Source organism: Comamonas fluminis (assembly GCF_019186805.1).
Taxonomy (GTDB): domain Bacteria; phylum Pseudomonadota; class Gammaproteobacteria; order Burkholderiales; family Burkholderiaceae_C; genus Comamonas; species Comamonas fluminis.
The window spans coordinates 3,202,766-3,228,069 of record NZ_CP066783.1 but is presented as its reverse complement, the minus strand read 5'-3'; the positions used below and the strand labels follow the sequence as shown (position 1 = coordinate 3,228,069).

Genomic DNA, 25,304 nt, shown 5'->3' with positions numbered 1-25,304 from the left:
TCCTGATCTTCAGCGGTTGGGAAATGCGCAGCAGATGATAGAAGTGTGGTGCGAATGCCGCGTGTCTCTGTCGTGACCTTCGGCACGCCTACAATCCGCCTCATCCATGAAGATTCTTATTTGCAATGACGACGGCTTTCAGGCCCCCGGCATCGTGGCTTTGCACGATGCGCTGCGCACCGTGGCAGACGTTGAAGTGGTGGCGCCTGAGCACAACAACAGTGCCAAGTCGAACGCGCTGACGCTGAATGCGCCGCTGTATGTGCACAAGGCCTACAACGGTTTTCGCTATGTGAACGGCACCCCGGCCGACTGCGTGCATATCGCGCTGACCGGTTTGCTGGGCTACCGGCCCGATCTGGTGGTCTCGGGCATCAACAACGGCGCCAATATGGGCGACGACACGATTTACTCGGGCACCGTAGGCGCGGCCATGGAAGGCTATCTGTTCGGCATTCCTTCGATTGCCTTTTCCCAGGTGGACAAGGGCTGGGCCGAGCTGGAGGCTGCTGCCGCCACTGCCCGCCAGCTGGTGCAGGACATGCAAGCCCAGCAGCTGATTGGCACTGCGCCCTGGCTGCTGAACGTCAACATTCCCAATATGCCGCTGGATGCGCTCAAGAGCGTCAAGCTCTGCCGTCTCGGGCGCCGTCATTCGGCAGAGCAGGCCATTGTTCAGCAAAGCCCGCGTGGCGAGACCATGTACTGGATTGGCAGTGCAGGTGCCGCCAAGGATGACTCCGAAGGCACGGATTTCCACGCCACGGCCCACGGCCATGTGGCCATGACGCCGCTGAAGGTCGATCTGACCGATCACGACAATCTGGGCTACTGGGCGCAGACTGCCAGCAAGCTGGCTGGCCAGCCCGCAACCGTGGCGGCAGCATCGTGAGCGAACGTCGCTCGCCACAGGTTCCGGGCTGGATCGCACGCTCTGTGCAGACCGGCTCCAGCGCGGCGCGTGCGCCCGCAGCGCCCAAGCCTATCAACCCTTTGCATGTAGCGGCTTCGCCCGTGGGGGTGGGGCTGGATTCTTCGACCGTGCGTGCCCGCATGGCCCAGCGCATTGGCGCGGCCGGTGTCAGCCATGCCGCTGTGCTGCAGGCCATGGCCACGGTGGAGCGTCACCGTTTTGTCGATAGCGCCCTGGTCAATCAGGCCTATGAAGACACCAGCCTGCCTATCGGGTTGGGCCAGACCATCTCCAAGCCCAGCGTGGTGGCGCGCATGATTGAGCTGCTGCTGAACTCGGATGCGGGCAAGGCGGGGCTGGGGCGCGTGCTGGAAATTGGCACGGGCTGCGGCTATCAGGCAGCCGTGCTGGCCATGGTGGCCAAAGAGGTGTATTCGATAGAGCGCCTGCGCGGCCTGCATGAAAAGGCGCGCAGCAATCTGCGGCCCATGCGGTTGCCCAATGTCCACCTGATTCTGGGGGACGGCATGGTGGGCTTTGCCAGTGGTGCGCCGTATGCAGGCATTATTTCGGCCGCGGGCGGAGAAACCGTTCCGCAGGCATGGTGTGACCAGCTGGCTGTCGGTGGGCGTCTTGTTGCGCCAGTAGTTGTCGGTGCAGGTAAGCAGGCACTACTGGTGATTGACAAGAGTTCACACGGTTTAAAACAGACAGTTTTGGAAGCAGTCAACTTTGTCCCTCTAAAATCGGGGATCGCCTAGAAGGGAATAGCTTATGTTGGTATCGCGAAGTCTTGGTGCATTGGGAACGGCTGTGCTGGCAGGTGTCATCCTGGCCGGTTGCTCCACCCAGGCAAACAGGGCTCCTGTGGAGGATCGCGGACAGTCGGCCTCCTCATCGTCCACTGTGGACGTCAAATCGCTGCCCGGTGCCGAAAACGCGGGCAAGCCCGGTTACTACACCATCAAGCCCGGTGACACGCTGATCAAGGTCGGCCTGGAGCACGGTCAGAGCTGGAAAGACATTGCTCGCTGGAGCAATCTGGACAACCCCAATGTGATCGAAGTCGGTCAGGTGGTGCGCGTGGTGCCACCAGGACGTGATATGGCTTCGTCCTCGTCGGGCGGCTCCGGTCGCACGGTAGCGCCTGTGGTGGTGGGTGGTGGCACGGCTGCAACGACAGCGCCTGTGACATCGACGCCTGCTGCGCCTTCCGCGCCAGTGGCAAAGGGTGCTGATGATGTGAACTTCATCTGGCCTGCCAGCGGCTCGCTGATTGCAGGCTTTGATGAAGCCCGCAACAAGGGTTATGACATCAGCGGCAAGGCGGGTGACCCCGTGGTTGCAGCGGCCGACGGCCGTGTGGTGTATGCCGGTGCCGGCCTGCGTGGCTATGGCAACCTCATCATCCTCAAGCACAACAACACCTATCTGACGGCCTACGCCCACAACCAGTCGCTGCTGGTCAAGGAAGACCAGTCGGTCAAGAAGGGCCAGAAGATTGCCGAAATGGGCAGCACCGATGCGGACCGCGTCAAGCTGCACTTTGAAGTGCGTCGCCAGGGCAAGCCTGTCGATCCATCGCGCTATCTGCCTTCGCGCTAAGCATGGCATCGCAAGGTAAAAAAGCCTCGCAAGCGACACAAGCCCCTGCCCCGCAGGGGCTTGTGTCTTCTGAGGCGCAGAACATGACAGACACCGCTGAATCCAGCTGGGATGAATCGGCTGAAGACTCGATTGGCGGTCCTGAAGTCGAGCGGCGCGAGCTGGTCGCCACCACTGAACACCATGGCCAGCGCGCCGACAAGGTGCTGGCGCTGGGCGTATCCGAGTTCTCGCGCAGCTATCTGCAGCAACTGCTGGCCGATGGCGCGGTCACGCTCAACGGCAAGGTGCTGGCCAAGCCTTCGGCCAAAGTGGCGGTGGGCGACAAGCTGTGCGTGGAAATGCGCCCCACCCAGCAGAGCATGGCCTTCCAGCCCGAAGCCATGGATTTGCAGGTGGTCTATGAAGATGATGACCTGCTCGTCATCAACAAGCCTGCCGGTCTGGTGGTGCACCCTGCGCCCGGTAACTGGACGGGCACGCTGCTCAACGGCCTGCTGGCGCGCGACGAAAAAGCGCGCCAGGTGCCGCGCGCGGGCATTGTTCACCGTCTGGATAAAGACACCAGCGGCCTGATGGTGGTGGCGCGCAACCGTAGCACCATGGATGCGCTCATCAAAATGATTGCCGCGCGAGATGTGAGCCGCCAGTACCTGGCCATTGCCCACAAGGACTGGGGCGCACGCAAGCACCGCGAAGTCAGCGCGCCCATTGGTCGCGACCCGCGCAACCGCCTGCGCATGGCGGTGGTGGACCTGAATCTGCACCCCGGCAAGGCTGCGCAGACAGACTTTGATTTGCTGGATGGGGATGCCACGCACAGCTTGGTGCGCTGCACGCTGCACACTGGGCGCACGCACCAGATTCGCGTGCACATGGCTTCGCTGGGGCACCCGCTGGTGGCCGATGCGCTGTACGGAGGTCATCCGGAAGGCGGGCTGGAGCGACAGGCTTTGCATGCGTTCAGGCTGGCCTTTGAGCATCCTGTGACCAAAAAGCCGCTGGTTCACTACGCGCCATTGCCACAAGACATGGCTGCAGCGCTGGATTTATGGGGTCTGCGTTACAATCCCCCCGAAAGCCTCTGACCATCACTCGCATGGCATCTCTGGGGCGCTTCTCTCACTTCTTAGAATCTGGCGTCCCACCACACCTGGTGCGACAGCCGCTCCCGAAACGCTGCGCCCATGAATACGGTAGATGCCAAGCGGGTTCTTGAAACAGCATTGATTTGTGCCCCGCAGCCCGCCACGCTGCGGGAATTGCGCTCACTTTTTGATGATGTGCTGGGCTCGGACACGATCAAGGATTTGCTGCTGGACTTGCAAAAGGACTGGGCCCTCAAGGGCGTGGAACTGGTGCAGGTGGCTTCGGGCTGGCGTTTTCAAAGCCGCCCCGAAATGCGGGTGTATCTGGATAAGCTGCACCCCGAAAAGCCACCCAAATACACGCGTGCCACGCTGGAGACGCTGGCCATCATTGCCTACCGTCAGCCCGTCACGCGGGGTGATATTGAAGACATTCGCGGCGTGACCGTGAACAGTCTGATCATCAAGCAGCTTGAAGATCGCGGCTGGATTGAAGTCATTGGCCACCGGGAAACCGTGGGCCGCCCGGCACTGTTTGCCACCACGCGCCAGTTTCTGGACGATCTGGGCCTGCAGTCGCTGGATCAGTTGCCTATGTTGGAAGAAACCCAGGCCCAGCAAAGCCTGTTCAAGGCGCTGGATGGGGAAGAGGGCGCTGAAGCGCCTGCGGTGGAGGGGCAGGTCGCAGAAGTGTCCGCAGAAGTGCCTGCAGAGGAGGGGGCTGATGCAGAGCTGGCTGGGCAGGGTGAAGTGCAGGATGCTTCCGCTCAGGCCGCAGAGCCAGAACCGGCGCAGGCCGAGGTGCAAGCCGATGCTTCTGCACAGGATTTGGCAGCGCTGCAAGCACAGTTGCCTGCGCAAGCAGCCGAGGCAGTAACTATTGCTGAGCCTGCGGCGGAGCCTCAGGAACTGCAGCCGCAGCTGGATTTGCCAGAATCTGAGCCCAATCAGGTGGGAGCCAAGGCAGATCAAGCGCAGGATGCTATTGAAATTGAAGAGGCTGAGGTGCAAGCGTCGGTGCTGGAGTCAGCGCAAAAGTCCGCGCACGAACCAGAGCTTTTGCCAGAGCCTTTGCCAGAACCCGTCAGCCGACCCAGGCCTGTAAAGCCTGCGAAAGCTGCCAAGCCATTGGCGAAGGCGAGCGAGCCTGAAGTCAAACCGGCGGCCAAGAAGTCAGGTCGTGCGGAATGGGTGGGCTTGAAAGCGTTTCTCGAAGATGACTACGACGACGAAGAAGAAGTCGTGGACGATAAGAACACTGCGCTGGCCGATGATGCAATGCACAGTGGCCCCGCAAACGAGCGAATTGTGGAGGATGACGATGGCGTCATCCCCGAAGGAAAACCGGAATGAACAACGAGACATCGAACCCGATGCCAGAGTCCGCAGCTGCTTCGCCCGAAGCCGAGCCGACCAAGAAAGTACGTAAGCCCCGCGTGGCTAAGCCCGCCGCCGAAGCCCCCAAGCCCGGCGCAACGCGCAAGCAAGGCGTGAAGAAGACGGCTGCTGCCGAGGCCAAGCTGGCCCGCAAGCGTGCCGAAGCCCGCGCTGAAGAAGCACAAGCTGCTGAAACGCTTGAAGCAGCAGATGAGCCAAAGCAGGATGCTGCAGATTTGGTAGCTGACAGCGCAGATGCACAAAGCGCTGAGCCCCAAAAATCTCCAAAGTCCCCCAAAGGTCAGAACATCGACTTTGCCGATGTGATCTCGGGCGACTTTGACGACGAAGAAGAAAACGGCAGTGTCATGCCCGCCAAGCGCGTGCTGGCGCCTCAGGTCGATTCGCCCAAGCTGCACAAGGTACTGGCCCAGGCCGGCATGGGCTCGCGTCTGGAGATGGAGCAGCTGATTCTGGAAGGCCGTATCTCGGTCAACAACGAGCCCGCCCACGTCGGCCAGCGCATTCAGTTTGGCGACATCGTCAAGGTCAACGGCCAGCCCATTCGCTTCCGTATCGACCCACCACCCGCGCGCGTGATTGCCTATCACAAGCCTGTGGGTGAGGTGGTGACGCATGACGACCCCCAGAACCGCCCCACCGTGTTCCGCAAGCTGCCCAAGCTGCAGCACGGCAAGTGGCAGTCGGTCGGCCGTCTGGACTTGAACACCGAAGGTCTGCTGCTGTTCACCAGCTCGGGCGAGCTGGCCAACAGCCTGATGCACCCCCGTTTCGGTCTGGAGCGTGAGTACGCTGCCCGCGTGCTGGGCGCGCTGAGCAAGGAAGAAAAGCAACGCCTGCTGGATGGCGTGCAGCTGGAAGACGGCGAAGCCAGCTTTGGCGCTGTGGAAGACGGCGGCGGCGAAGGTGCCAACCACTGGTACCGCGTCACCATCTCCGAAGGCCGTAACCGCGAAGTGCGCCGCATGTTCGAGGCCGTGGGCCACGCCGTCAGCCGCCTGATTCGTATTCGCTACGGCGCCATGATGCTGCCCCGTGGCTTGAAGCGCGGTGCCTGGGTGGAGCTGGATCAGGCTGATATTCAGGCCCTGATGTCGGCAGCGGGCGTCAAGGAGCGTGCGCCTGTCGAGCGCAATAACGGCGGCACCCGTGGTGCCAACAACCGCGGTGGTGCCCCTCGTGCAACCGGCCGCAGCATCGCTCGCGGTGAAGGTGCCAATCCCAACCGCGCGCCGCAAGGTCGCCGTGAAGGCGGTGGTCAGCGCCGTGGTGAGTGGGATGGCAACCGCCCCGCACCCAGCGGCATGCTGGGCGACAACCCGCGTGGCGCGCAGCGCAGCCCCGGTGTCAATCGTGGCGGTAACAACACCGGTCGCTCGCAAGGCGGTCAGCCCGATCCCATGCGCACTTCAGTGGGCTACATCGGCAGCGACAGTCTGTCGCGTGCCCGACAGAATGCCAAGCGTCGCCCTGGTGGCGGCGGTGGTGGCCGCCGCGGCGGTCGTTAAAAAGGCGTTCGTAAGGATTTGAGTGCTGTCAGGACTTCAAGGTCTCTGGCGGCACCGCTAAAATCAACTGTTTTGCTTTTTCGGCAAAAACCCATAGTAACCCTGATTAGGAAATAATCATCATGGCTATCGAACGTACCCTCTCCATCATCAAGCCCGACGCAGTTGCCAAGAACGTGATCGGCCAAATCTACGCCCGCTTCGAAGCTGCTGGCCTGAAGATCGTGGCTGCCAAGCTGGTGCACCTGTCGCGCGTTGAAGCTGAACAGTTCTACGCTGTGCACGCTGCTCGTCCTTTCTTCAAGGACCTGGTGGACTTCATGATCTCCGGCCCCGTGATGATTCAAGCTCTGGAAGGCGAAAACGCCATCCTGAAGAACCGCGAACTGATGGGCGCTACCGACCCCAAGAAGGCTGAGAAGGGCACCATCCGCGCCGACTTCGCCGACAGCATCGACGCCAACGCCGTGCACGGCTCTGACGCGGCTGAAACTGCTGCTGTGGAAGTTGCCTTCTTCTTCCCCGGCATGAACGTTTACTCGCGTTAATCCACGCTGGGCTTTAGCCGCATGCTTGGTTGCTGATGCCCGGGACTGGTTTCCGGCATCAGCCTTTGAGCGAATGCAGGCGACGGCGTGGTTACGTCGTTACCACTTGCCGATATGACAACGAATTTGCTTGATTTTGACCTCGAAGGACTGACCGCTTATTGCGAGCAGCTCGGGGAGAAGCGTTTCCGTGCGACGCAGCTGTTCCGCTGGATTCACCAGCGTGGCGCATCCGATTTTGACCAGATGACTGATCTGGCCAAGTCCCTGCGCGAAAAGCTCAAAAGCCGGGCCCACATTACCGCTTTGCCCGTGGTGACAGAACATGTCTCCGCTGATGGCACCGTGAAGTGGCTGTTTGATGTGGGTGACGGCAATGCCGTTGAATCTGTTTTTATTCCTGAGGACGACCGTGGCACGCTGTGTGTCTCGTCCCAGGCAGGTTGCGCCGTGGGCTGCCGCTTTTGCTCGACCGGGCATCAGGGCTTCAGCCGCAACCTCAATACTGGTGAAATTCTGGCCCAGCTCTGGTATGCCGAGCACTCGCTGCGCAAGCGTTTTGGCACGGAGGACCGCATCATCTCCAACGTGGTGATGATGGGCATGGGCGAGCCGCTGCAGAACTACAGCGCGCTGGTGCCTGCCTTGCGTGTGATGCTGGACGACCATGGCTACGGCCTGTCGCGCCGCCGCGTGACGGTATCCACCTCGGGCGTGGTGCCCATGATGGATCGCCTGTCGCAGGACTGCGCCGTGGCGCTGGCTGTGTCGCTGCACGCGCCCAACGATCCGCTACGTGACAACCTGGTGCCGCTGAACAAGAAGTACCCGATTGCTGAGTTGCTGGATGCCTGCGAGCGCTATCTGGAGTTCGCGCCACGCGACTTCATCACGTTTGAATATTGCATGCTGGACGGCGTTAACGATCAGCCTGAGCACGCACGCCAGCTGATAGAGTTGGTGCGCGCCCGGGGGGATGGCAAGAGCTGGTGCAAGTTCAATCTGATTCCGTTCAATCCCTTCCCCGCATCGGGTCTGTTGCGCTCGCCTTCGGCCCGCGTGACCGAGTTCGCAACCTTGTTGAGCAATGCTGGCATTGTGACCACGGTGCGCAAGACCCGGGGTGACGATATCGATGCCGCCTGCGGTCAGCTTGCAGGGGATGTGAAGGACAGAACGCGCGCTGCCGAGCGTATGGCCAAGCAGCGCACTATCCCGCTCAAGCAGGTGTCTTGACGGAGTTTTGAATAAAGGACACTACATGAGGGCAGTGGTAAGCCAGCCGGTTTTGAAGCATTGGGGTCTGCTGGCCCGGTGGGGCGTTCCGGTTGTTGCTGCCGCGTTGGTTGGCTGCACCAGCACGACCACCACGACAACTTCTTCCACCTCGGTGCCGCAGACTTCGGTCATGGGTACCGGTACGCCCTCAATTGCGGATGCCAGCCGGCGTGCGCAGATTCGTCTGGAACTGGCGGCCAACTACTACCAGGCAGGTCGTCTGGATGTGGCCATGGAAGAGGTGGGGCAGGCACTGACGGCCAAACCTGACTATGCCGACGCCTACGGTCTGCTGGGCTTGATCCTGATGCAGAACCAGGACTGGACGCAGGCTGACGTTGCCATGCGCAAAGCCATTGACCTGAACCCCAAAGACGGCAACCAGATTCACAACTACGGCTGGATGCTGTGCCAGCAAAAACGCTTCGATGTGGCGCAGCCCTGGTTTGACAAGGCGCTGGCAGCCCCCGGCTACCGCGAGCAGCCCAAAACCCTGTTGGCCAAGGGCATGTGCTATCAGCAGGCAGGTCAGCTCGATCAGGCCTATGAGAGCATGCTGCGCGCCTATGAGATGGACCTGGGCAATGCGGCAGCAGGCTACAACCTGGCCAATGTACTGTGGCTCAAGGGTGATCTGAACAAGGCGCAGTTCTACATCCGCCGTCTGAATAACAATAGCAACCAAGCCAGCGCAGAAAGCCTGTGGCTGGGAATCAAAATAAACAGGGCATTGCACGACGATATTGGAGTGCGTCAGCTGGCCAACCAGCTGCGTGATCGCTACCCGCAGTCACGCCAGTGGCTGGCCTATGAGCGTGGAGCCTTCAATGAGTGACGGTGTGGTGAAAGAGGTGACTATGCAAAGCGAAGAGCAGGCGCAAACCCAGACAACCGCCGGCGCCATCTTGCGTCAGGCGCGGGAAGCAGCCCGCATGCAATTGCCAACGATGGCAGCAATGCTCAAGGTGCCCCAGCACAAGCTGGAGGCACTGGAGGCCGATCAATACGAAGCCTTCCCCGATCATGTGTTCATGCGCGCTCTGGCCATGGGCATGTGCCGCAATCTGCATATTGATGCAGAGTCCGTTCTGGCCTTGCTGCCACGCACAGCGCTCAAAAGTCTGAGCAATGCGGGCGGCGGCATCAACGAAACAGTCAAGGAGCGCAGCCACTTCAAGTCTTCGGGAACCCCGCTGGACTCGCGTGAGGGCAGCTCGCGTAAGATCATCGCTGGTGTTCTGTTGCTGCTGGCCGCTGCTGCTGCCGTGTACTTTGTGCCTTTGCAGCAGTCTGCTGAAGGTGGTAGTGCCAGCCAGGAAGCCGCGCAGTCTGGCGCCCAGCCTCCCGCCACTGGTGTGGTGGTGGAGTCCGGTTCGGTGGTGACGCCTTCGGAGACGCCTGCCGAAGGTGCTGCGCCTTTGCCATCTGCGCTGGCTGCGAATGAAACAGCCCCCGCTGCTCCAGCAACTACTGCGGCTCCTGCCGCCCCAGAGTCACCTGTAGCGCCTGCCGCACCTGCGGTGGCCGCTGCGGCTGTGCCTGAGGCTGCGACAGGCAGTCCCTCTGCTGCAACCAAGGGATCGGTGCTGGAATTCAAAGCCGTGACGCAATCCTGGGTCAAAGTCAAGGATGCATCGGGCAAGGTGGTTCTGGAAAAGACGCTGGCCAAGGATGAGTCTGTGACCGCCGAGGGCACGCTGCCTCTGTCCGTGATCGTGGGTAACGCCAAGGGCACCCAGGTGATGGTGCGTGGCGAGCCTTTTGATATTTCGACTACGCGTGACAACGTGGCCCGCTTCGAAGTGAAATAAATGAAGCTCCCCCTGAGTCGCTTCGCGCCTTCCCCGTGTGCACGGCGCCCTCTCTCTACGCGCTGCGTGCTAGGGGGAGGGGAGCGACAGCCTCTGTGCGGGGCGGCCCTTGCTTGGCTGCCTGCCTTTGGCGTGCGCCAGGTTTGCGCGCAGCACTTGGATAATTGAAATATGACAGTGCAAGATTCAGAGAAAGCCATTGACATCGCCAGCCCGCTGCCGCGCAAATCGCGTCAGGCCAAGGTGGTGTGGCGCAACAACGTGGTGACCGTGGGTGGCGATGCGCCTGTGCGTGTGCAGTCCATGACCAATACCGACACCGTGGATGCCGTGGAAACGGCGATTCAGGTGCGTCAGCTGGCGCAGGCTGGCTCGGAGATGGTGCGCATCACCGTCAACACGCCCGAGGCTGCGGCTGCTGTGCCCTATATCCGTGAGCAACTCGACCGCATGGGCGAGTATGTGCCGCTGGTGGGGGACTTTCACTACAACGGCCACCGTTTGCTGACCGACTATCCCGAGTGCGCCCAGGCGCTGTCCAAGTACCGCATCAACCCCGGCAACGTGGGCAAGGGCGACAAAAAGGACAAGCAGTTCGGCCAGATGATCGAGATTGCCGCCAAGTACGACAAAGCCGTGCGCATTGGCGTGAACTGGGGCTCGATGGACCAGGAAATCATGGCCGAGCTGATGGATCAGAACAGCAAGCGTGCCAAGCCCTGGGAAACGCGTCAGGTCATGTACGAGGCATTGATTACCTCGGCCATTACCTCGGCTGAGCTGGCCAAGAACATCGGCCTGAACCCCGACAACATCATCTTGTCGTGCAAGGTCAGCGGTGTGCAGGATTTGATCTCCGTCTACCGCGAACTGGCCCGCCGCTGCGACTATGCGCTGCACCTGGGTCTGACCGAGGCGGGTATGGGTACCAAGGGCACGGTGGCATCCACCGCCGCGCTGTCCGTGCTGCTGCAGGAAGGCATTGGCGACACGATTCGCGTCTCGCTCACGCCCCAGCCCGGCGAGGCTCGCACGCAGGAAGTGGTGGTCGCGTCCGAGATTCTGCAGGCCCTGGGTCTGCGCGTGTTTGTGCCCAGCGTCACCGCTTGCCCGGGTTGCGGCCGCACGACCAGCACCACTTTCCAGGAGCTGGCCAAGAAGATTGACGACTTTCTGCGCGGTGAAATGCCCGTGTGGCGCACCCAGTACCCCGGTGTGGAAGCCATGAAAGTGGCCGTGATGGGTTGCATCGTCAACGGCCCTGGCGAGAGCAAGCATGCCGACATCGGCATCAGCCTGCCTGGCAATGGTGAAGCACCTGCTGCGCCTGTGTTCATTGATGGTGAAAAAGCCCTGACGCTGCGCGGCGAGCACATTGCCGAAGAGTTCCAGACGCTGGTGCTGCAATATGTGCAGCGCCGCTACGGCTCTGCAAGCTAAGTAAAGATAGCCTGCGCGAGTGGGCTGTCAGGTGGCTTGCTGGCACAATGCCATCAAGCGAGAATGAGAATTGATAGCTGCCTTCGCACTATCTGTATGGATTTGAACAAGGTTTCTAGTTAATAAATAGAGAGATGGTGTGCTGCACGCTCTTATTTTGCTAGTAACCCAGTAAGAGACTTTTACGTGGCCAAGAACGAAAAACTGACCGCCATCAAAGGCATGAACGACATCCTCCCGCCGGACTCGGCCCGCTGGGAATGGTTTGAGGACAAGGTTCGCAATCTGATGGGGCGCTTTGCCTATCGCAATATCCGCACGCCTATCGTCGAGCCCACGGCCCTGTTCGTGCGCGGTCTGGGTGAGGTGACCGATATTGTTGAAAAGGAAATGTATTCCTTTGAAGACAAGCTCAACGGAGAACACCTGACCATTCGCCCCGAAGGCACGGCGGGCGTGGTGCGTGCGATTGTCGAAAACAATCTGCTGTATGACGGCGGCAAGCGCCTGTTCTACATCGGCCCCATGTTCCGCCACGAGCGCCCTCAGCGTGGCCGCTATCGCCAGTTCCACCAAGTGGGGGTGGAGGCCATGGGCTTCGCCGGCCCCGAGCTGGACGCCGAAGTCATTCTGCTGGCTGCGCAACTGTGGAAAGAGCTGGGCATTGACGACGTGCGTCTGGAACTCAACAGCCTGGGTCAGCCCGAAGAGCGCAAGGCCCACCGCGAAGCGCTGATTGCCTACTTCGAGCAGCACACCGATGTGATGGACGAAGAGGCCAAGCGCCGCATGTACAGCAACCCGCTGCGCGTGCTCGATACCAAAAACGCTGCCATGCAGGACATGGTCAACGCAGCGCCCAAGCTGATGGACTATCTGGGCGATGCCTCCAAGGCTCACCTGAAGGCCGTGCAGGATATTCTGGATGCCAACGGCGTCGCATGGACGCTGAATCCGCGTCTGGTGCGCGGCATGGACTATTACAACCTCACGGTGTTCGAGTTCATTACCGACAAGCTGGGCTCGCAGGGCACTATCTGCGGCGGTGGTCGCTATGACTATCTGATTGAGGAAGTGGGCGGAAAGCCTGCTCCCGCTGTGGGCTGGGGTATGGGCATTGAGCGCGTGCTGGAAGTGCTCAAGGAAATCGGTGCCGAGATTCCTCAGCCTGCCGCAGATGCCTATGCCATCATTCCCGATGCATCGGCGCTGCCACAAGTTTTCAAGACGGTGCAGCAACTGCGCTCTGCTGGCGTGGCTGTGCAAATGCACGCCGCTGCAGGGGGCTCGGCTGAGGGCATGGGCTCGATGAAGTCGCAGTTCAAGAAGGCCGATGGCTCGGGTGCACGCTTTGCGCTGATCTTTGGCGCCGACGAGCTGGCGCAAGGCAAGGTCACCGTCAAATCGCTGCGCGATGGTGAAGGTCAGCAAGTTCAGCAATCCCTGGCAGAAGTCGCTCAATGGGCGGGCAGCCTAAAATCGGCGGCCTGACGCGTACTTTTTTCGTTTCCTGACGGGTATTCCATTCATCCAAAGAAGCCATGGCAAATCATTTCGACCTTGAAGAACAAGAGCAACTCGATCAGCTCAAGCATTTCTGGAATTCCTGGGGTACCTTGATCACTGGCGTGCTGGTGGTGGTGTTTGCGTGCATCGCCAGCTGGAATGGCTGGCAATACTGGCAAAAGCGCCAGTCTGTGCAGGCGGCAGGCCTGGAGTTTGCTGTCGATCAGGCGCTGACCACCAAGGATCAGGCGCGTGCCGATCAGGCGTTCGCTGAACTCAAGGAAAAGTATGCTGGCACTGCACAGGCCAGCCAGACAGGGCTGCTGCTGGCCAAGGCCCATGTGGATGCAGGCAAGATCGACGATGCCAAGGCTGTGCTGAGCTGGGTGATGGAAAAGGGCGACGAAGGCTCCAAGGCCCTGGCGCGCCTGCGTCTGTCTGCCGTGCTGGAGCAGAAGAAGAATTTTGACGAAGGCCTCAAGGTGCTGGAAGCTTCCATGCCCGAAGCCTTTGTCGGCCTGCAGGCGGATCGCCGTGGCGACCTGTATTCTGCGCTGGGCAAGCCTCAGGATGCCGTGACTCAGTATCAGGCAGCCTACAAGGCGCTGGACAAGGATCTGGACTACCGCCACCTGGTGGAATTCAAGCTCAATGCGCTGGGTGCAGCTCCTGAAACGGCGGCCCTGGTGAAGACAACTGCGTCGGAGAAATAATCTTGAAGACTTCTGCCCACACTGTGACTCGCACGGCTACACGCGTACTGGCGCTGACTGTATTGGCTGGCGCACTGAGCGCTTGCTCCATGTTTGGTAGCAAGGATGCGCCAAAGCCTCTGGACCTGGGTGCTAATCCCGCCAAGATCGCCGTGCACCAGGCCTGGACTGCCAAGCTGGGCAGCGAAGTGCCTCTGGCCATGCCAGCATGGGTACATGGCAACACGGTGACGGTGGTGACCAAGGATGGCAGTGTCACGACGCTGGACGCCAACAGCGGCAGCCAGCTGGGTAAATTCAGCGCCGGTGAGCCGCTGACCACAGGCGTGGGCAGCGATGGCCAGCGTACTGCCGTGGTCACGCGCAGCAATGAACTGAAGGTGTTTGCCGAAGGCAAGCAACTGTGGAAGCAGCGCCTTGGCGCCGCGGTGTACACGCCTCCGCTGGTGGCGGGTGGCCGTGTCTTTGTGATGCTGGCAGATCGCTCGCTGGCCGCTTATGACGCCAACAGCGGCCGTGAACTGTGGTCGGCAGAAGGCCCATCGAATGAGCCGCTGATTCTGCGTCAGCCCGGTGTGCTGCTGCCTGCTGGCAATACGCTGGTGGTAGGCGTTTCTGGCCGTCTGGCGGGTGTGGACCCCGACAACGGTTCTGTGCGCTGGATGGCGCCTCTGGCGGCACCTCGCGGCACCAACGATGTGGAGCGACTGGTGGATCTGGTCGGACCTGTCAGCCGCGTAGGCAACAGCCTGTGCGCCCGTGCTTTCCAGGCCACCGTGGGCTGTGTGGATGTCAGCAACGCCAATGTGCGCTGGACACAGAACTCCAAGGGCAGCGATGGTATTGACGGTGATGAACAATCCGTCTTTGGTGCCGAAAGTAATGGCACGGTGCAGGCTTGGCGTCGTACGGACGGCGAGCGCCTGTGGTCCGTGGACAAGCTGCAGTACCGCAAGCTGACCGCACCCTTGGTGCTGGGCCGTTCTGTGGTGCTGGCTGATGATTTGGGGACTGTGCACATGCTGTCGCGTGAAGACGGCTCTGCACTGACCCGTTTGCAAACTGATAAGGCGGGAGTCGCCACTGCGCCGGTTGTGGCCGCCAATACTCTGGTGGTCGTCAGCCGTAGCGGGACGGTGTACGGCTTCAAGCCTGATTGATAGATTGTTTTTGGAATGAAGCCAGTTATTGCCCTGGTAGGGCGCCCCAATGTGGGCAAGTCGACGCTGTTTAATCGGCTCACGAAGTCGAGGGATGCCATCGTCGCCGACTTTGCTGGTCTGACGCGTGATCGCCACTACGGCCAAGGTCGTCAGGGCAAGCATGAATACATCGTCATTGACACCGGCGGTTTTGAGCCCGACGCGTCACGCGGCATCTTCAAGGAGATGGCCAAGCAGACGCAGCAGGCCGTGGCCGAAGCCGATGTGGTGATCTTTGTGCTGGATGCGCGCGCAGGCCTGTCCGGCCAGGATCACGAGATTGCCAACTACCTGCGTCGTTTGAGCAAGCCAACGCTGCTGGTAGCCAACAAGGCCGAAGGCATGAAGGATGGCGCACAACTGTCCGAGTTCTATGAACTGGGTCTGGGTGAAGTCATGCCCGTCTCGGCCGCGCATGGCCAGGGCGTGCGAACCCTGGTGGACGCTGCGCTGGGTCTGCTGAATCTGCCTGAGCCTGAAGAAGAAATCTTCGGTGAGGAAGACCAAAAGCCTGTGCGTCTGGCCGTGGCGGGGCGCCCCAACGCAGGCAAGTCCACGCTCATCAACACCTGGCTGGGTGAAGAGCGACTGGTGGCTTTTGACATGCCTGGCACCACACGTGATGCCATCACCGTGCCTTTTGAGCGCAACGGCCAGAAGTTCGAACTGATCGACACCGCCGGCCTGCGCCGCAAGGGTAAAGTGTTCGAGGCCATCGAGAAGTTCTCTGTGGTCAAGACACTGCAGGCCATTGAAGGCGCCAATGTGGTGCTGCTGCTGATTGATGCCACGGCGGGTGTGACCGATCAGGATGCCCACATTGCGGGCTACATCCTGGAAAGCGGCCGCTCGGTGGTGCTGGCCATCAACAAATGGGATGCGGTGGACGACTATCAGCGCCAGATGCTGGAGCGCTCTATCGAAACCCGCCTGTCCTTTCTGAAGTTCGCACCGCTGCACTTCATCTCGGCGCAAAAGCGCCAGGGTCTTGAGCCGCTGTGGAAGTCCATCATCCAGGCGCATCGCTCGGCAACCTGCAAGATGCCGACTCCGGTGCTGACCCGCATCCTGATGGAAGCGCTGCAGTTCCAGACACCCAAGAAGGTTGGTGCCTATCGCCCCAAGATGCGATACGCCCACCAGGGTGGCATGAACCCGCCCATCATTGTGATTCACGGCAACTCGCTGGATCTGGTGACAGACGCCTACAAGCGTTTTCTGGAAGGACGCTTCCGCAAGGAATTCAATCTGGTGGGCACACCGTTGCGCATCGATATGAAAACCTCCCATAATCCTTACGCCGACAAGGATTAATACTTGCTACAGCCCAAGGGAAAACCCTCTCGAAGGGTCTTCGCTGGGGCTGTGGTAACGTGTCGGTTTACAACAACACTCTTCGAACACGGAGAATATCGTGAGCAATAAAGGTCAACTCCTCCAAGATCCGTTCCTGAACGCACTGCGTCGTGAACATGTGCCAGTCTCCATCTATCTGGTCAACGGCATCAAGCTGCAAGGCCAAATCGAGTCGTTTGACCAGTACGTGGTGTTGCTGCGCAACACCGTGACACAGATGGTTTACAAGCACGCCATCTCCACCATCGTTCCCGGCCGCGCCGTGAACTTCTCGGCTGCAGCAGCGGCTGACGGCGAAGTCGCCGCATCCTAAGCTTTGCGCTTTCCTGCCCGCCGGTCCTGCCGGCGCGGCTCTTACCCTACGGGACAGGTATTTGAGTTCTGAATCCTTTGAGCGATCCGCGTCGGCGCCAGTGCTGCTGGTAGGCGTGGATTTTGGCGTTCCCCATTTTGACGACGAGCTGGAAGAGCTGGGCCTGCTGGCACAGACTGCTGGCTTGCTTCCCGTTGCCCGTCTGACTTGCAAACGCAAGGCCCCCGACCCCGCCCTGTTCGTGGGCAGTGGCAAGGCGGACGAAATCCGCATGCTGGCCCAGATGCACGGCGCCAAGGAAGTCTGGTTTGACCAGGCTCTGAGCCCGGCGCAGCAGCGCAATCTGGAGCGTCACATCCAGATGCCGGTCAATGACCGGACCATGCTGATTCTGGAAATCTTTGCCCAGCGCGCACGCAGCCACGAAGGCAAGCTGCAGGTGGAACTGGCCCGTCTGCAATACATCAGCACACGCCTGGTGCGTCGCTGGAGCCACCTGGAGCGTCAGGCCGGCGGTATCGGTGGCCGTGGTGGCCCTGGTGAAAAGCAGATCGAGCTGGACCGCCGGATGATCGACGAGTCCATCAAGCGCACCAAGGAGCGCTTGAAGAAGGTCAAAAAGCAGCGCTCGACCCAGCGCCGCCAGCGTTCGCGTCGTGACGTTTTCAATATCTCGCTGGTGGGCTATACCAACGCGGGCAAATCCACACTGTTCAATGCCATGGTCAAGGCGCGAGCCTATGCGGCCGATCAGTTGTTTGCCACGCTGGATACGACCACCCGGCAGATGTATCTGGCAGAGGCCGAGGAGTCGGTTTCCCTGTCAGACACGGTGGGTTTCATCCGTGACTTGCCGCACGGTCTGGTGGATGCTTTCCAGGCTACTTTGCAGGAGGCGATTGACGCCGACCTGCTGCTGCATGTGGTGGATGCATCCAACCCCGGCTTCCCGGAACAAATACAACAAGTGCAGAAAGTTCTGGCGGAAATCGGGGCAGACGATGTGCCTCAGGTCCTGGTCTTCAACAAGCTGGATGCCATAGAGCCCGAGCGTCAGCCTGCGCAACTGCAGGATGAGTACGAGCTTGACGGCATTCCTGTGCCGCGTGTGTTTGTCAGTGCCCGGTCCGGGCAAGGGCTGGCACAGTTGCGGCAATTGCTGGCAGACCGGGTCTTGCAGGCGCGTCAGGAAGTTGAGCGCGAAGAGCAGAAGGGGGCGGACGATACGTACTGGATGTCCCCGGATGATGAGGCGCAATACTAGGGATTTGTGCCCCTATTGGGCACAATGCCTGCCATGGTTCATGTCTTTTTGAAAACACAGAGACTTCTCGCATGAATTTTTCACAACGCGTTCATCGCTTGGCGGTGCTACCGCAACGCATTCGCGGGATGTTCAACTTGAACGACCCGCGCTGGGGTCGTGGCGACAACAACAACGAAGATGCCTCGCAGTCCAGCAATTCGCCTTCGGACAACGATCGGCCATCTTCTCCTGCGCCAGCGCCTGAGCAGCCACCCCGTCCTCGTCCATCCTCGTCCCAGCAAGGTCAGCCACCTGATCTGGATGAGCTGTGGCGCGATCTCAATCGTAAGCTCTCGGGTCTGTTTGGCGGCAAACCCGGCGGCGGCCGTGGCCTGCCTCCCGGTCGCAATGGCGGCGGTCAGCCTGCCGAGCCCTTTAATCCGGGCAAGGGCGTGTTTCTGATTGCTGGCGTGGCTGTGCTGATTTGGCTGGGTACTGGCTTTTTCATCGTGCAGGAAGGCCAGCAGGCGGTTATCACCCAGTTTGGCAAGTACAAGAGCACGGTGGGGGCGGGCTTCAACTGGCGCCTGCCTTACCCGCTGCAAAAGCATGAGCTGGTCTATGTCTCGCAGATTCGCTCTGCGGATGTGGGCAGCGACAACATCGTGCGCAGCACCGGTCTGCGTGAATCGGCCATGCTGACCGAAGACGAAAACATCGTCGAGATCAAATTCGCCGTGCAGTACCGCCTGAGTGATGCCCGTGCCTGGCTGTTTGAAAGCCGCAGCCCCTCCGAAGCGGTGGTGCAGGTGGCCGAATCTGCAGTGCGCGAAGTGGTTGGCAAGATGAAGATGGATACCGCTCTGGCTGAAGAGCGTGACCAGATTGCCCCGCGTGTGCGTGACCTGATGCAAACCATTCTGGATCGCTACAAAGTGGGCGTTGAAGTGGTGGGCATCAATCTGCAGCAAGGTGGTGTGCGTCCGCCCGAGCAGGTGCAGGCATCGTTTGACGATGTGCTCAAGGCCGGTCAGGAACGCGAGCGCGCCAAGAACGAAGCCCAGGCATATGCCAACGATGTGGTGCCTCGTGCTACCGGCTCGGCGGCTCGTCTGGGTGAAGAAGCGCAGGCTTACAAGTCCAAGATCGTGGCGCAGGCGCAGGGTGATGCGGGCCGCTTCAGCTCCTTGTACAGCGAGTACCAGAAAGCGCCTCAGGTTACGCGTGACCGCCTGTATCTGGACACCATGCAGCAGATCTACAGCAACGTGACCAAGGTGCTGGTCGAGTCCCGCCAGGGCTCCAACCTGCTGTACCTGCCGCTGGACAAGATCATGAGCGGTGTTGGCAGTGCTGCCAATGCAGCCGCCACAGGCGATGCAGCTGCCCCGGCAAGCTCAACCACACCTGCGGCCACTGTTCGCGTAGTGCCCAACCCCGCTGGCGATGCACGCAGCCGCGATGCGCGCAGCCGTGATCGTGACGCACGCTAGGAGAGAATGCAGTGAATCGAATTGGATTTTTTGTCACCAGCATTCTTGTGGTGCTGGCCTTGTTGAGCTCCACCCTGTTTGTGGTGGATCAGCGCCAGTTTGGCGTGGTCTATGCGCTGGGTCAGATCAAGGAAGTGATTACCGAGCCGGGTCTGAACTGGAAGATGCCTCCGCCCTTCCAGAACGTGCGCTATATCGACAAGCGTCTGCTGACGCTGGACAGCACTGACACCGAACCCATGCTGACTGCTGAAAAGCAGCGCGTGGTGATTGACTGGTATGTGCGCTGGCGCATTTCCGAGCCCTCGGAATACATCCGTAACGTGGGCCTGGACGAATCCGCAGGTGCCATGCAGCTTAATCGCGTGGTGCGCAATGCTTTCCAGGAAGAGATCAACCGCCGCACCGTGCGCGAGCTGCTGTCTTCCAAGCGTGAAGCGCTGATGGCCGATGTCAAGCGTGAAGTGCTGGAAACCGTTCGCGGCGCCAAGCCCTGGGGCGTGGACATTGTGGACGTGCGTATTACTCGCGTGGACTACGCTGAGACCATTACCGAGTCCGTCTATCGCCGTATGGAAGCCGAGCGCAAGCGCGTGGCCAATGAACTGCGTTCTACCGGTGCGGCAGAAGGTGAAAAGATTCGCGCTGAAGCGGACCGCCAGCGTGACATCACCATTGCCAACGCTTACCGCGATGCTCAGAAGATCAAGGGCGAAGGCGATGCAGAAGCTGCGCGCATCTACGCTGAATCCTTTGGTAAGGATCCGCAGTTTGCGCAGTTCTACCGCAGCCTCGATGCTTACAAGGAGAGCTTCTCCAAGAAGAGCGATGTGCTGGTGCTGGACCCCTCGCAGACCGATTTCTTCAAGGCTTACCGCAGCGGCGGATCGGCTGGCAAATAAGCTTCATTGCTATCAAAACAATGGCCCCTTGTGGGCCATTGTTTATTTCGGAGACAGGTATGAACTGGATGGAAACCTTGGGGCTGGCCATGGGGATGGTGCTGGTGATGGAAGGGCTGCTGCCTTTGCTGGCTCCGCAGCAGTGGCGGCGCCTTTTTACCCAGCTGCTGGCACTCAAAGACGGGCAACTGCGCTTTTGCGGATTGCTGTGTATCGCAGCGGGCGCCATCACGCTGGCCTTGCTCTAAATACCGCCGATACTGGCTAGGCCTTGTAGGTCAAATTAGGCAGAGCTGGCAAAGCCGGTAGAATCGCATTTTTAACAGCCTCCCCATTTCTCCATGTCTGCTTGGGTCCTGCCGGATCACATTGCCGATGTTTTGCCCTCCGAGGCACGGCACATCGAAGAATTGCGTCGAGGATTGCTCGATACTGCACGCAGCTATGGCTATGAGCTTGTCATGCCACCCATGCTGGAGTATCTGGAGTCCTTGCTGACGGGTACAGGCGAAGCTCTCGCCCTTCAGACTTCCAAACTGATTGACCAGCTCTCTGGTCGCACCATGGGCCTGCGTGCAGACATGACGCAGCAAGTGGCGCGCATTGATGCACACCTGCTCAATCGCAGCGGCGTGACACGTCTGTGCTATTGCGGCCCCGTGGTTCATGCGCTGCCAGATCGCCCCCGCGCCACGCGTGAGCCTTTCCAGTTCGGTGCTGAAATCTATGGCCACGAAGGCTTGGAAGCCGACCTCGAAGCGCTGCATCTGGCACTGGACTGCCTCAAGGGTGCTGGCGTCAAGGACGTGATCGTGGACCTGGCAGATGTGCGCATTGTGCGCAGCCTGCTGGCTGGCGTGATGGTCGATGAGCAGGTGCTGCGCGGCGTGCATGCAGCGCTGGCCTCCAAGGACGCCACCGGGTTGTCCGCACTGACCGCCAATTTCCCCGAAGCCTCACGCGAAGGCCTGATGGCACTGCTGCAGCTGTATGGCGGCATGGAAGTGCTGGATAAGGCTGAAAAAGTGCTGGAGCGCACAGCTGGTGTGCGTGATGTGCTATCACATTTGCGCTGGCTGGTGCAGCGTCTGGACGGCGTCAAGGTCAGCTTTGACCTGGCCGACCTGCGCGGCTACTCTTACTACAGCGGTACGCGCTTTGCGATTTATGTGCCCGGTGGCAGCGATGCCCTGGTGCGCGGTGGCCGCTACGACGAAGTCGGTGCGGTGTTCGGGCGCAATCGCCCCGCCGCTGGCTTCAGTCTGGATATCAAACAACTGGTGGCTGTCGTGCCCGAGCGTCCGCTCAAGGCTGCCATTCGCGCTCCCTGGGGCGATGATGTGCAAGTGGCTGCGGCCATTGCCGCATTGCGCCAGAAGGGCGAAACGGTGGTCTGTGTGCTGCCAGGGCACGAAAGTGAAGTGGACGAGTTCCACTGCGACCGTGAGCTTGCCAATGTTGGCGGGCAATGGGTCGTGCAAGCCATTTAAGGCTTTTGACTAATTCTTCGATTTATCGGATTGGCATATGAATACATCCAAAGGTCGCAACGTCGTCGTAGTCGGCACCCAATGGGGTGACGAGGGCAAAGGTAAGCTGGTTGACTGGCTGACTGAAAGCGCCAATGGCGTCGTGCGTTTCCAAGGTGGTCACAACGCTGGCCACACTCTGGTCATCAACGGCGTAAAGACTGCTCTGCACCTGATTCCCAGCGGCATCATGCGCCCCGGCGTGAAGTGCTACATCGGCAACGGTGTGGTGCTTTCCGTGGGCAAGCTGTTTGAAGAAATCGAAGGCCTGGAAAAGGCTGGCGTGCAAGTGCGTGACCGTCTGCGCGTGTCCGAAGCCTGCCCGCTGATCCTGCCCTTCCACGTAGCACTGGACATCGGCCGCGAAGCAGCCCGTGAAAAGGGCGGCGTGCAAAAGATCGGCACCACCGGCAAGGGTATTGGCCCTTCGTACGAAGACAAGATTGCCCGCCGCGCGCTGCGCGTGCAGGATCTGAAGCACCCCGAGCGCTTCGCGACCAAGCTGCGTGAACTGCTGAACCTGCACAACCACATTCTGGTGAACGTGCTGGGCTCCAAGAACTTCGACTTCGGCGCCGGCCTGGCTCCTTACATGAAGGACGGCGAGATTCAGTTCGACGCTGTGTACGAAGAAGCCATGCGTCATGCCGAGCTGCTCAAGCCGATGATTGCTGACGTCTCGCGCGAGCTGAATGCTGTGCACGCCGAAGGCGGCAACCTGCTGTTTGAAGGCGCACAAGGCACGCTGCTGGACGTGGACCACGGCACCTACCCCTATGTGACCTCGTCCAACTGCGTGGCTGGCAATGCCGCTGCAGGCGCTGGCGTGGGTCCTGGCCTGCTGCACTACATCTTGGGTATCACCAAGGCCTACTGCACACGCGTGGGCGGCGGTCCTTTCCCCACCGAGCTGGAATGGGAAAAGCCCGGTACTCCCGGCTATGTGATGAGCACCGTGGGCGCCGAAAAGGGTGTGACCACCGGCCGTTCGCGCCGCTGCGGCTGGTTTGATGCTGCGCTGCTCAAGCGCTCGGCCCAGATCAACGGTCTGTCCGGCCTGTGCATTACCAAGCTGGACGTGCTGGACGGCATTGAAGAGCTGCAACTGTGCGTGGGCTACGAGCTGGACGGCGAAAAGATCGACCTGCTGCCCCTGGGCGCTGACGACATCGAGCGCTGCAAGCCTATTTACGAATCCATTCCCGGCTGGACAGAATCCACCGTGGGTGTGACCGAGTACGACAAGCTGCCCGTGAATGCTCGCCGCTATCTGGACCGTATCCAGGAAGTGACGGGTGTGCCTATCGCCATGGTGTCCACCAGCCCTGACCGCGATCACACCATCCTGATGCACAACCCCTACAGCGCCGCTTGATAGCGCTGGGTTTTACTGAACTTTCAAAGGAACTGTACCGATGCTGACAGAAGACGGTAAGCACCTGTATGTGAGCTACGACGAGTACCACGGTCTCATCGAAAAGCTGGCCATCAAGATTCACCAGTCTGGCTGGGAATTCGACACCATCCTGTGCCTGGCACGCGGTGGTCTGCGTCCCGGCGATATTCTGAGCCGTATTTTCGACAAGCCTCTGGCCATCATGTCCACCAGCTCTTACCGTGCCGAAGCCGGCACCGTGCAGGGTCACCTGGATATTGGTCGCTTCATCGCCACCCCCAAGGGTGAGATTGCAGGTCGCGTGCTGCTGGTCGATGACCTGGCAGACTCCGGCGCCACGCTCAAGGCCGTGATCGCCATGCTCAAGACCAACTACGCCCCCATCACTGAGCTGCGCAGCGCCGTGATCTGGACCAAGGGTATCTCGACTTTCGAAGCCGACTACTCGGTGGACTATCTGGGCACCAACCCCTGGATTCACCAGCCCTTTGAAGGCTACGACACGCTGAGCCCTGAAAAGCTCGTGGAGAAGTGGAAGGTTTAAGCCTTGCGCTCTGGCCTTGCCTGAAAAGGAGCCCCGCAGAGGGCTCCTTTTTTATATAGCACCGCGTTTGTGATTGACATTCATCATTTTGTGAGCGCCTTGCGGCATTGTTACAACGGTTTTGCAGCTTTTTTCCTTTGAAACATAGGAGAATCCTGCGCTGAATGCTCCTGTTTTTGATGCACTTCCCCGAGAGGAAGCCAAGGCCAGGAAGACTCAAAACGTTGACGCGCTAAGCCCCGCGTGGAATTGGGCTAGTGATGGTGTGGCTGCACAGGCGCGGCTACACTGCGTGGATTCTGAGAAGGTGGTGGTTGTGGGACGTCTTACCATTGGGCGCACTGGCGCTGCTGTAGCTTTGTTGGTCGGTGGCGGTTTGGCCGTCTGGTTGGGTGCATCGGCATTACCTGGGGTTAAATCGGCAACGGCAGCAGGTGCTCCGGTTGCAGCGCCTGCTGTGGCAAAGCCTGCGGTGGCCGCGTCTTCAACCGCAGCAGCCGGGGCTGCGGCACCTGCTGCTGCGCCAGCCCCTGCGCGCGTGATGCCAGCGGCTGCAGCCAGCAAGGTTCAAGGGCCTACGCCCGTGTTCGTGCTGAACTCTCTGGATGCCAGCATCAGCGTGGTTGACTCTCAGACCTGGAAAGAGCAGTCGCGCATCCCCACGGGCAAAGAGCCGCACCACCTGTATCTGACACCTGACGAAAAGTCTCTCGTTGTAGCCAATGCGCTCGGTGATTCGCTGACGCTGGTGGACCCCCGCACGGGAGCCGTGCAGCGCGTGATTCGCGACATCGTGGACCCCTATCACCTGCGCTTTTCGCCTGATATGAAGTGGTTCATCACGGCGGCCAACCGCCTGAACCATATCGACTTCTACCGCTGGGATGCAGCCACGCAGACCCCCACACTGGTCAAGCGTGTCTCGACCGGCAAAACGCCTAGCCATTTGTTTATCGATGCGCAAAGCAAGACGCTGTACTCGACCATGCAGGACAGCGATGCGCTGGTAGCCATCGATATCGCCACACAGACCATCAAGGCACGCGTGCCCACCGGCCCCATGCCTGCTGACGTGTACGGCAGCCCTGATGGCAAGAAGCTGTTCGTTGGCCTGACGGGCGGTGACGGCGTGGAAGTCTTCGACATTACCGGCCCCACGCCACGCAGCACAGGCCAGATCAAGACCGCTGCAGGCGCGCACGCCTTCCGTGCGGCTGGTGATGACCGCCACCTGTACGTCAGCAACCGCGTGGCCAACACCATCAGCAAGATTGACATGGTGACCAATCAGGTCGTGGCCAACTACCCCGCGCCGGGTGGCCCGGACTGCATGGATGTCTCGGCAGACGGTCGCTACATCTATGTGGCCTCGCGCTGGGCGCGCAAGCTGTCGGTGATTGATACGGTCGAGAAAAAAGTCATCAACCAGGTCAATGTGGGCAAGTCTCCGCACGGAGTCTGGACACTGTCTCACGCCGCACGTTGACCTGCCTGCTCACGGAACCATTGCCGTGA

At 60.3% G+C, this 25,304-nt stretch carries 24 protein-coding genes; all 24 read left to right on the top strand.

Going from position 1 to position 25,304, the window contains the following annotated elements:
• The first annotated feature begins 106 nt into the window (after window positions 1–106).
• The 24 genes from surE (at window position 107) to JDW18_RS14905 (ending at window position 25,275) form a co-directional block, all read left to right on the top strand.
• Window positions 107–892 (top strand): 5'/3'-nucleotidase SurE, encoded by a 786-nt coding sequence (gene surE, locus JDW18_RS15020; RefSeq protein WP_218240207.1) that lies wholly within the window; start codon window positions 107–109, stop codon window positions 890–892.
• Window positions 889–1,674, top strand: a complete 786-nt coding sequence (locus tag JDW18_RS15015) for a protein-L-isoaspartate(D-aspartate) O-methyltransferase (RefSeq protein ID WP_218240206.1) — start codon at window positions 889–891, stop codon at window positions 1,672–1,674. The genes surE and JDW18_RS15015 overlap by 4 nt, the downstream gene beginning before the upstream one ends.
• 13 nt (window positions 1,675–1,687) lie before the next feature.
• The gene (locus tag JDW18_RS15010; RefSeq protein WP_218240205.1) at window positions 1,688–2,518 is read left to right on the top strand and encodes a peptidoglycan DD-metalloendopeptidase family protein; all 831 of its coding nucleotides are present in this window, start codon (window positions 1,688–1,690) and stop codon (window positions 2,516–2,518) included.
• A 2-nt stretch (window positions 2,519–2,520) separates the two neighbouring features.
• On the top strand, window positions 2,521–3,606 hold the full coding sequence (locus JDW18_RS15005; RefSeq protein WP_218240204.1) for an RluA family pseudouridine synthase: 1,086 nt from the start codon (window positions 2,521–2,523) through the stop codon (window positions 3,604–3,606).
• Window positions 3,607–3,705: 99 nt separating this feature from the next.
• Entirely contained in the window at window positions 3,706–4,959 is a 1,254-nt protein-coding gene (gene scpB / locus JDW18_RS22795) for an SMC-Scp complex subunit ScpB (RefSeq protein WP_218240203.1), read from the top strand.
• On the top strand, window positions 4,956–6,512 hold the full coding sequence (locus tag JDW18_RS14995; RefSeq protein WP_218240202.1) for a pseudouridine synthase: 1,557 nt from the start codon (window positions 4,956–4,958) through the stop codon (window positions 6,510–6,512). The genes scpB and JDW18_RS14995 overlap by 4 nt, the downstream gene beginning before the upstream one ends.
• Window positions 6,513–6,634: 122 nt before the next feature.
• Window positions 6,635–7,060 (top strand): nucleoside-diphosphate kinase, encoded by a 426-nt coding sequence (gene ndk / locus JDW18_RS14990; RefSeq protein ID WP_218240201.1) that lies wholly within the window; start codon window positions 6,635–6,637, stop codon window positions 7,058–7,060.
• Window positions 7,061–7,174: 114 nt separating this feature from the next.
• Window positions 7,175–8,296, top strand: a complete 1,122-nt coding sequence (rlmN, locus tag JDW18_RS14985) for a dual-specificity RNA methyltransferase RlmN (RefSeq protein WP_034376389.1) — start codon at window positions 7,175–7,177, stop codon at window positions 8,294–8,296.
• A 25-nt stretch (window positions 8,297–8,321) separates the two neighbouring features.
• Window positions 8,322–9,173 carry a type IV pilus biogenesis/stability protein PilW gene (pilW, locus tag JDW18_RS14980; protein ID WP_218240200.1) on the top strand — a complete coding sequence of 284 codons (852 nt, stop codon included), beginning with the start codon at window positions 8,322–8,324 and terminating at the stop codon, window positions 9,171–9,173.
• Window positions 9,166–10,149: a helix-turn-helix domain-containing protein gene (locus JDW18_RS14975; RefSeq protein WP_218240199.1), complete on the top strand. Its 984-nt coding sequence runs from the start codon at window positions 9,166–9,168 to the stop codon at window positions 10,147–10,149. Before pilW ends, JDW18_RS14975 begins: the two co-directional genes overlap by 8 nt.
• A 171-nt stretch (window positions 10,150–10,320) precedes the next feature.
• Window positions 10,321–11,589, top strand: a complete 1,269-nt coding sequence (gene ispG / locus JDW18_RS14970; protein WP_218240198.1) for a flavodoxin-dependent (E)-4-hydroxy-3-methylbut-2-enyl-diphosphate synthase — start codon at window positions 10,321–10,323, stop codon at window positions 11,587–11,589.
• A gap of 222 nt (window positions 11,590–11,811) precedes the next feature.
• Window positions 11,812–13,080: a histidine--tRNA ligase gene (gene hisS, locus JDW18_RS14965; RefSeq protein WP_218243925.1), complete on the top strand. Its 1,269-nt coding sequence runs from the start codon at window positions 11,812–11,814 to the stop codon at window positions 13,078–13,080.
• Between the two features lie 50 nt (window positions 13,081–13,130).
• On the top strand, window positions 13,131–13,808 hold the full coding sequence (locus JDW18_RS14960) for a YfgM family protein (RefSeq protein ID WP_218240197.1): 678 nt from the start codon (window positions 13,131–13,133) through the stop codon (window positions 13,806–13,808).
• A gap of 2 nt (window positions 13,809–13,810) precedes the next feature.
• On the top strand, window positions 13,811–14,968 hold the full coding sequence (bamB, locus tag JDW18_RS14955) for an outer membrane protein assembly factor BamB (protein WP_218240196.1): 1,158 nt from the start codon (window positions 13,811–13,813) through the stop codon (window positions 14,966–14,968).
• Window positions 14,969–14,983: 15 nt separating this feature from the next.
• Window positions 14,984–16,324 carry a ribosome biogenesis GTPase Der gene (der, locus tag JDW18_RS14950; protein WP_218240195.1) on the top strand — a complete coding sequence of 447 codons (1,341 nt, stop codon included), beginning with the start codon at window positions 14,984–14,986 and terminating at the stop codon, window positions 16,322–16,324.
• 100 nt (window positions 16,325–16,424) lie between these two features.
• Window positions 16,425–16,679: an RNA chaperone Hfq gene (hfq, locus tag JDW18_RS14945; protein ID WP_218240194.1), complete on the top strand. Its 255-nt coding sequence runs from the start codon at window positions 16,425–16,427 to the stop codon at window positions 16,677–16,679.
• Window positions 16,680–16,779: 100 nt separating this feature from the next.
• Window positions 16,780–17,943, top strand: a complete 1,164-nt coding sequence (hflX, locus tag JDW18_RS14940) for a GTPase HflX (RefSeq protein WP_425514806.1) — start codon at window positions 16,780–16,782, stop codon at window positions 17,941–17,943.
• Between the two features lie 71 nt (window positions 17,944–18,014).
• Window positions 18,015–19,418, top strand: a complete 1,404-nt coding sequence (gene hflK / locus JDW18_RS14935) for an FtsH protease activity modulator HflK (RefSeq protein WP_218240192.1) — start codon at window positions 18,015–18,017, stop codon at window positions 19,416–19,418.
• 11 nt (window positions 19,419–19,429) lie between these two features.
• Window positions 19,430–20,320, top strand: coding sequence for a protease modulator HflC (hflC, locus tag JDW18_RS14930; RefSeq protein WP_218240191.1), 891 nt, complete (start codon window positions 19,430–19,432; stop codon window positions 20,318–20,320).
• A 59-nt stretch (window positions 20,321–20,379) separates the two neighbouring features.
• The gene (locus tag JDW18_RS14925; RefSeq protein WP_218240190.1) at window positions 20,380–20,568 is read left to right on the top strand and encodes a DUF2065 domain-containing protein; all 189 of its coding nucleotides are present in this window, start codon (window positions 20,380–20,382) and stop codon (window positions 20,566–20,568) included.
• A gap of 93 nt (window positions 20,569–20,661) precedes the next feature.
• Window positions 20,662–21,810, top strand: a complete 1,149-nt coding sequence (locus tag JDW18_RS14920) for an ATP phosphoribosyltransferase regulatory subunit (RefSeq protein WP_218240189.1) — start codon at window positions 20,662–20,664, stop codon at window positions 21,808–21,810.
• Between the two features lie 37 nt (window positions 21,811–21,847).
• Window positions 21,848–23,224, top strand: a complete 1,377-nt coding sequence (locus tag JDW18_RS14915; RefSeq protein ID WP_218240188.1) for an adenylosuccinate synthase — start codon at window positions 21,848–21,850, stop codon at window positions 23,222–23,224.
• 40 nt (window positions 23,225–23,264) lie between these two features.
• Entirely contained in the window at window positions 23,265–23,789 is a 525-nt protein-coding gene (locus tag JDW18_RS14910; RefSeq protein ID WP_218240187.1) for a phosphoribosyltransferase, read from the top strand.
• A gap of 292 nt (window positions 23,790–24,081) precedes the next feature.
• The gene (locus JDW18_RS14905) at window positions 24,082–25,275 is read left to right on the top strand and encodes a YncE family protein (RefSeq protein WP_218240186.1); all 1,194 of its coding nucleotides are present in this window, start codon (window positions 24,082–24,084) and stop codon (window positions 25,273–25,275) included.
• The last annotated feature ends 29 nt before the right edge of the window (window positions 25,276–25,304 follow it).

Bases quoted from the DNA above. Each gene is read 5' to 3' on its own strand.
- surE (WP_218240207.1), top strand. From the start codon at position 107: ATGAAGATTCTTATTTGCAATGACGACGGCTTTCAGGCCCCCGGCATC.
- JDW18_RS15010 (WP_218240205.1), top strand. From the start codon at position 1,688: ATGTTGGTATCGCGAAGTCTTGGTGCATTGGGAACGGCTGTGCTGGCA.
- JDW18_RS15005 (WP_218240204.1), top strand. From the start codon at position 2,521: ATGGCATCGCAAGGTAAAAAAGCCTCGCAAGCGACACAAGCCCCTGCC.
- scpB (WP_218240203.1), top strand. From the start codon at position 3,706: ATGAATACGGTAGATGCCAAGCGGGTTCTTGAAACAGCATTGATTTGT.
- JDW18_RS14995 (WP_218240202.1), top strand. From the start codon at position 4,956: ATGAACAACGAGACATCGAACCCGATGCCAGAGTCCGCAGCTGCTTCG.
- ndk (WP_218240201.1), top strand. From the start codon at position 6,635: ATGGCTATCGAACGTACCCTCTCCATCATCAAGCCCGACGCAGTTGCC.
- rlmN (WP_034376389.1), top strand. From the start codon at position 7,175: ATGACAACGAATTTGCTTGATTTTGACCTCGAAGGACTGACCGCTTAT.
- pilW (WP_218240200.1), top strand. From the start codon at position 8,322: ATGAGGGCAGTGGTAAGCCAGCCGGTTTTGAAGCATTGGGGTCTGCTG.
- JDW18_RS14975 (WP_218240199.1), top strand. From the start codon at position 9,166: ATGAGTGACGGTGTGGTGAAAGAGGTGACTATGCAAAGCGAAGAGCAG.
- ispG (WP_218240198.1), top strand. From the start codon at position 10,321: ATGACAGTGCAAGATTCAGAGAAAGCCATTGACATCGCCAGCCCGCTG.
- hisS (WP_218243925.1), top strand. From the start codon at position 11,812: ATGAACGACATCCTCCCGCCGGACTCGGCCCGCTGGGAATGGTTTGAG.
- JDW18_RS14960 (WP_218240197.1), top strand. From the start codon at position 13,131: ATGGCAAATCATTTCGACCTTGAAGAACAAGAGCAACTCGATCAGCTC.
- der (WP_218240195.1), top strand. From the start codon at position 14,984: ATGAAGCCAGTTATTGCCCTGGTAGGGCGCCCCAATGTGGGCAAGTCG.
- hflK (WP_218240192.1), top strand. From the start codon at position 18,015: ATGAATTTTTCACAACGCGTTCATCGCTTGGCGGTGCTACCGCAACGC.
- JDW18_RS14925 (WP_218240190.1), top strand. From the start codon at position 20,380: ATGAACTGGATGGAAACCTTGGGGCTGGCCATGGGGATGGTGCTGGTG.
- JDW18_RS14920 (WP_218240189.1), top strand. From the start codon at position 20,662: ATGTCTGCTTGGGTCCTGCCGGATCACATTGCCGATGTTTTGCCCTCC.
- JDW18_RS14915 (WP_218240188.1), top strand. From the start codon at position 21,848: ATGAATACATCCAAAGGTCGCAACGTCGTCGTAGTCGGCACCCAATGG.
- JDW18_RS14910 (WP_218240187.1), top strand. From the start codon at position 23,265: ATGCTGACAGAAGACGGTAAGCACCTGTATGTGAGCTACGACGAGTAC.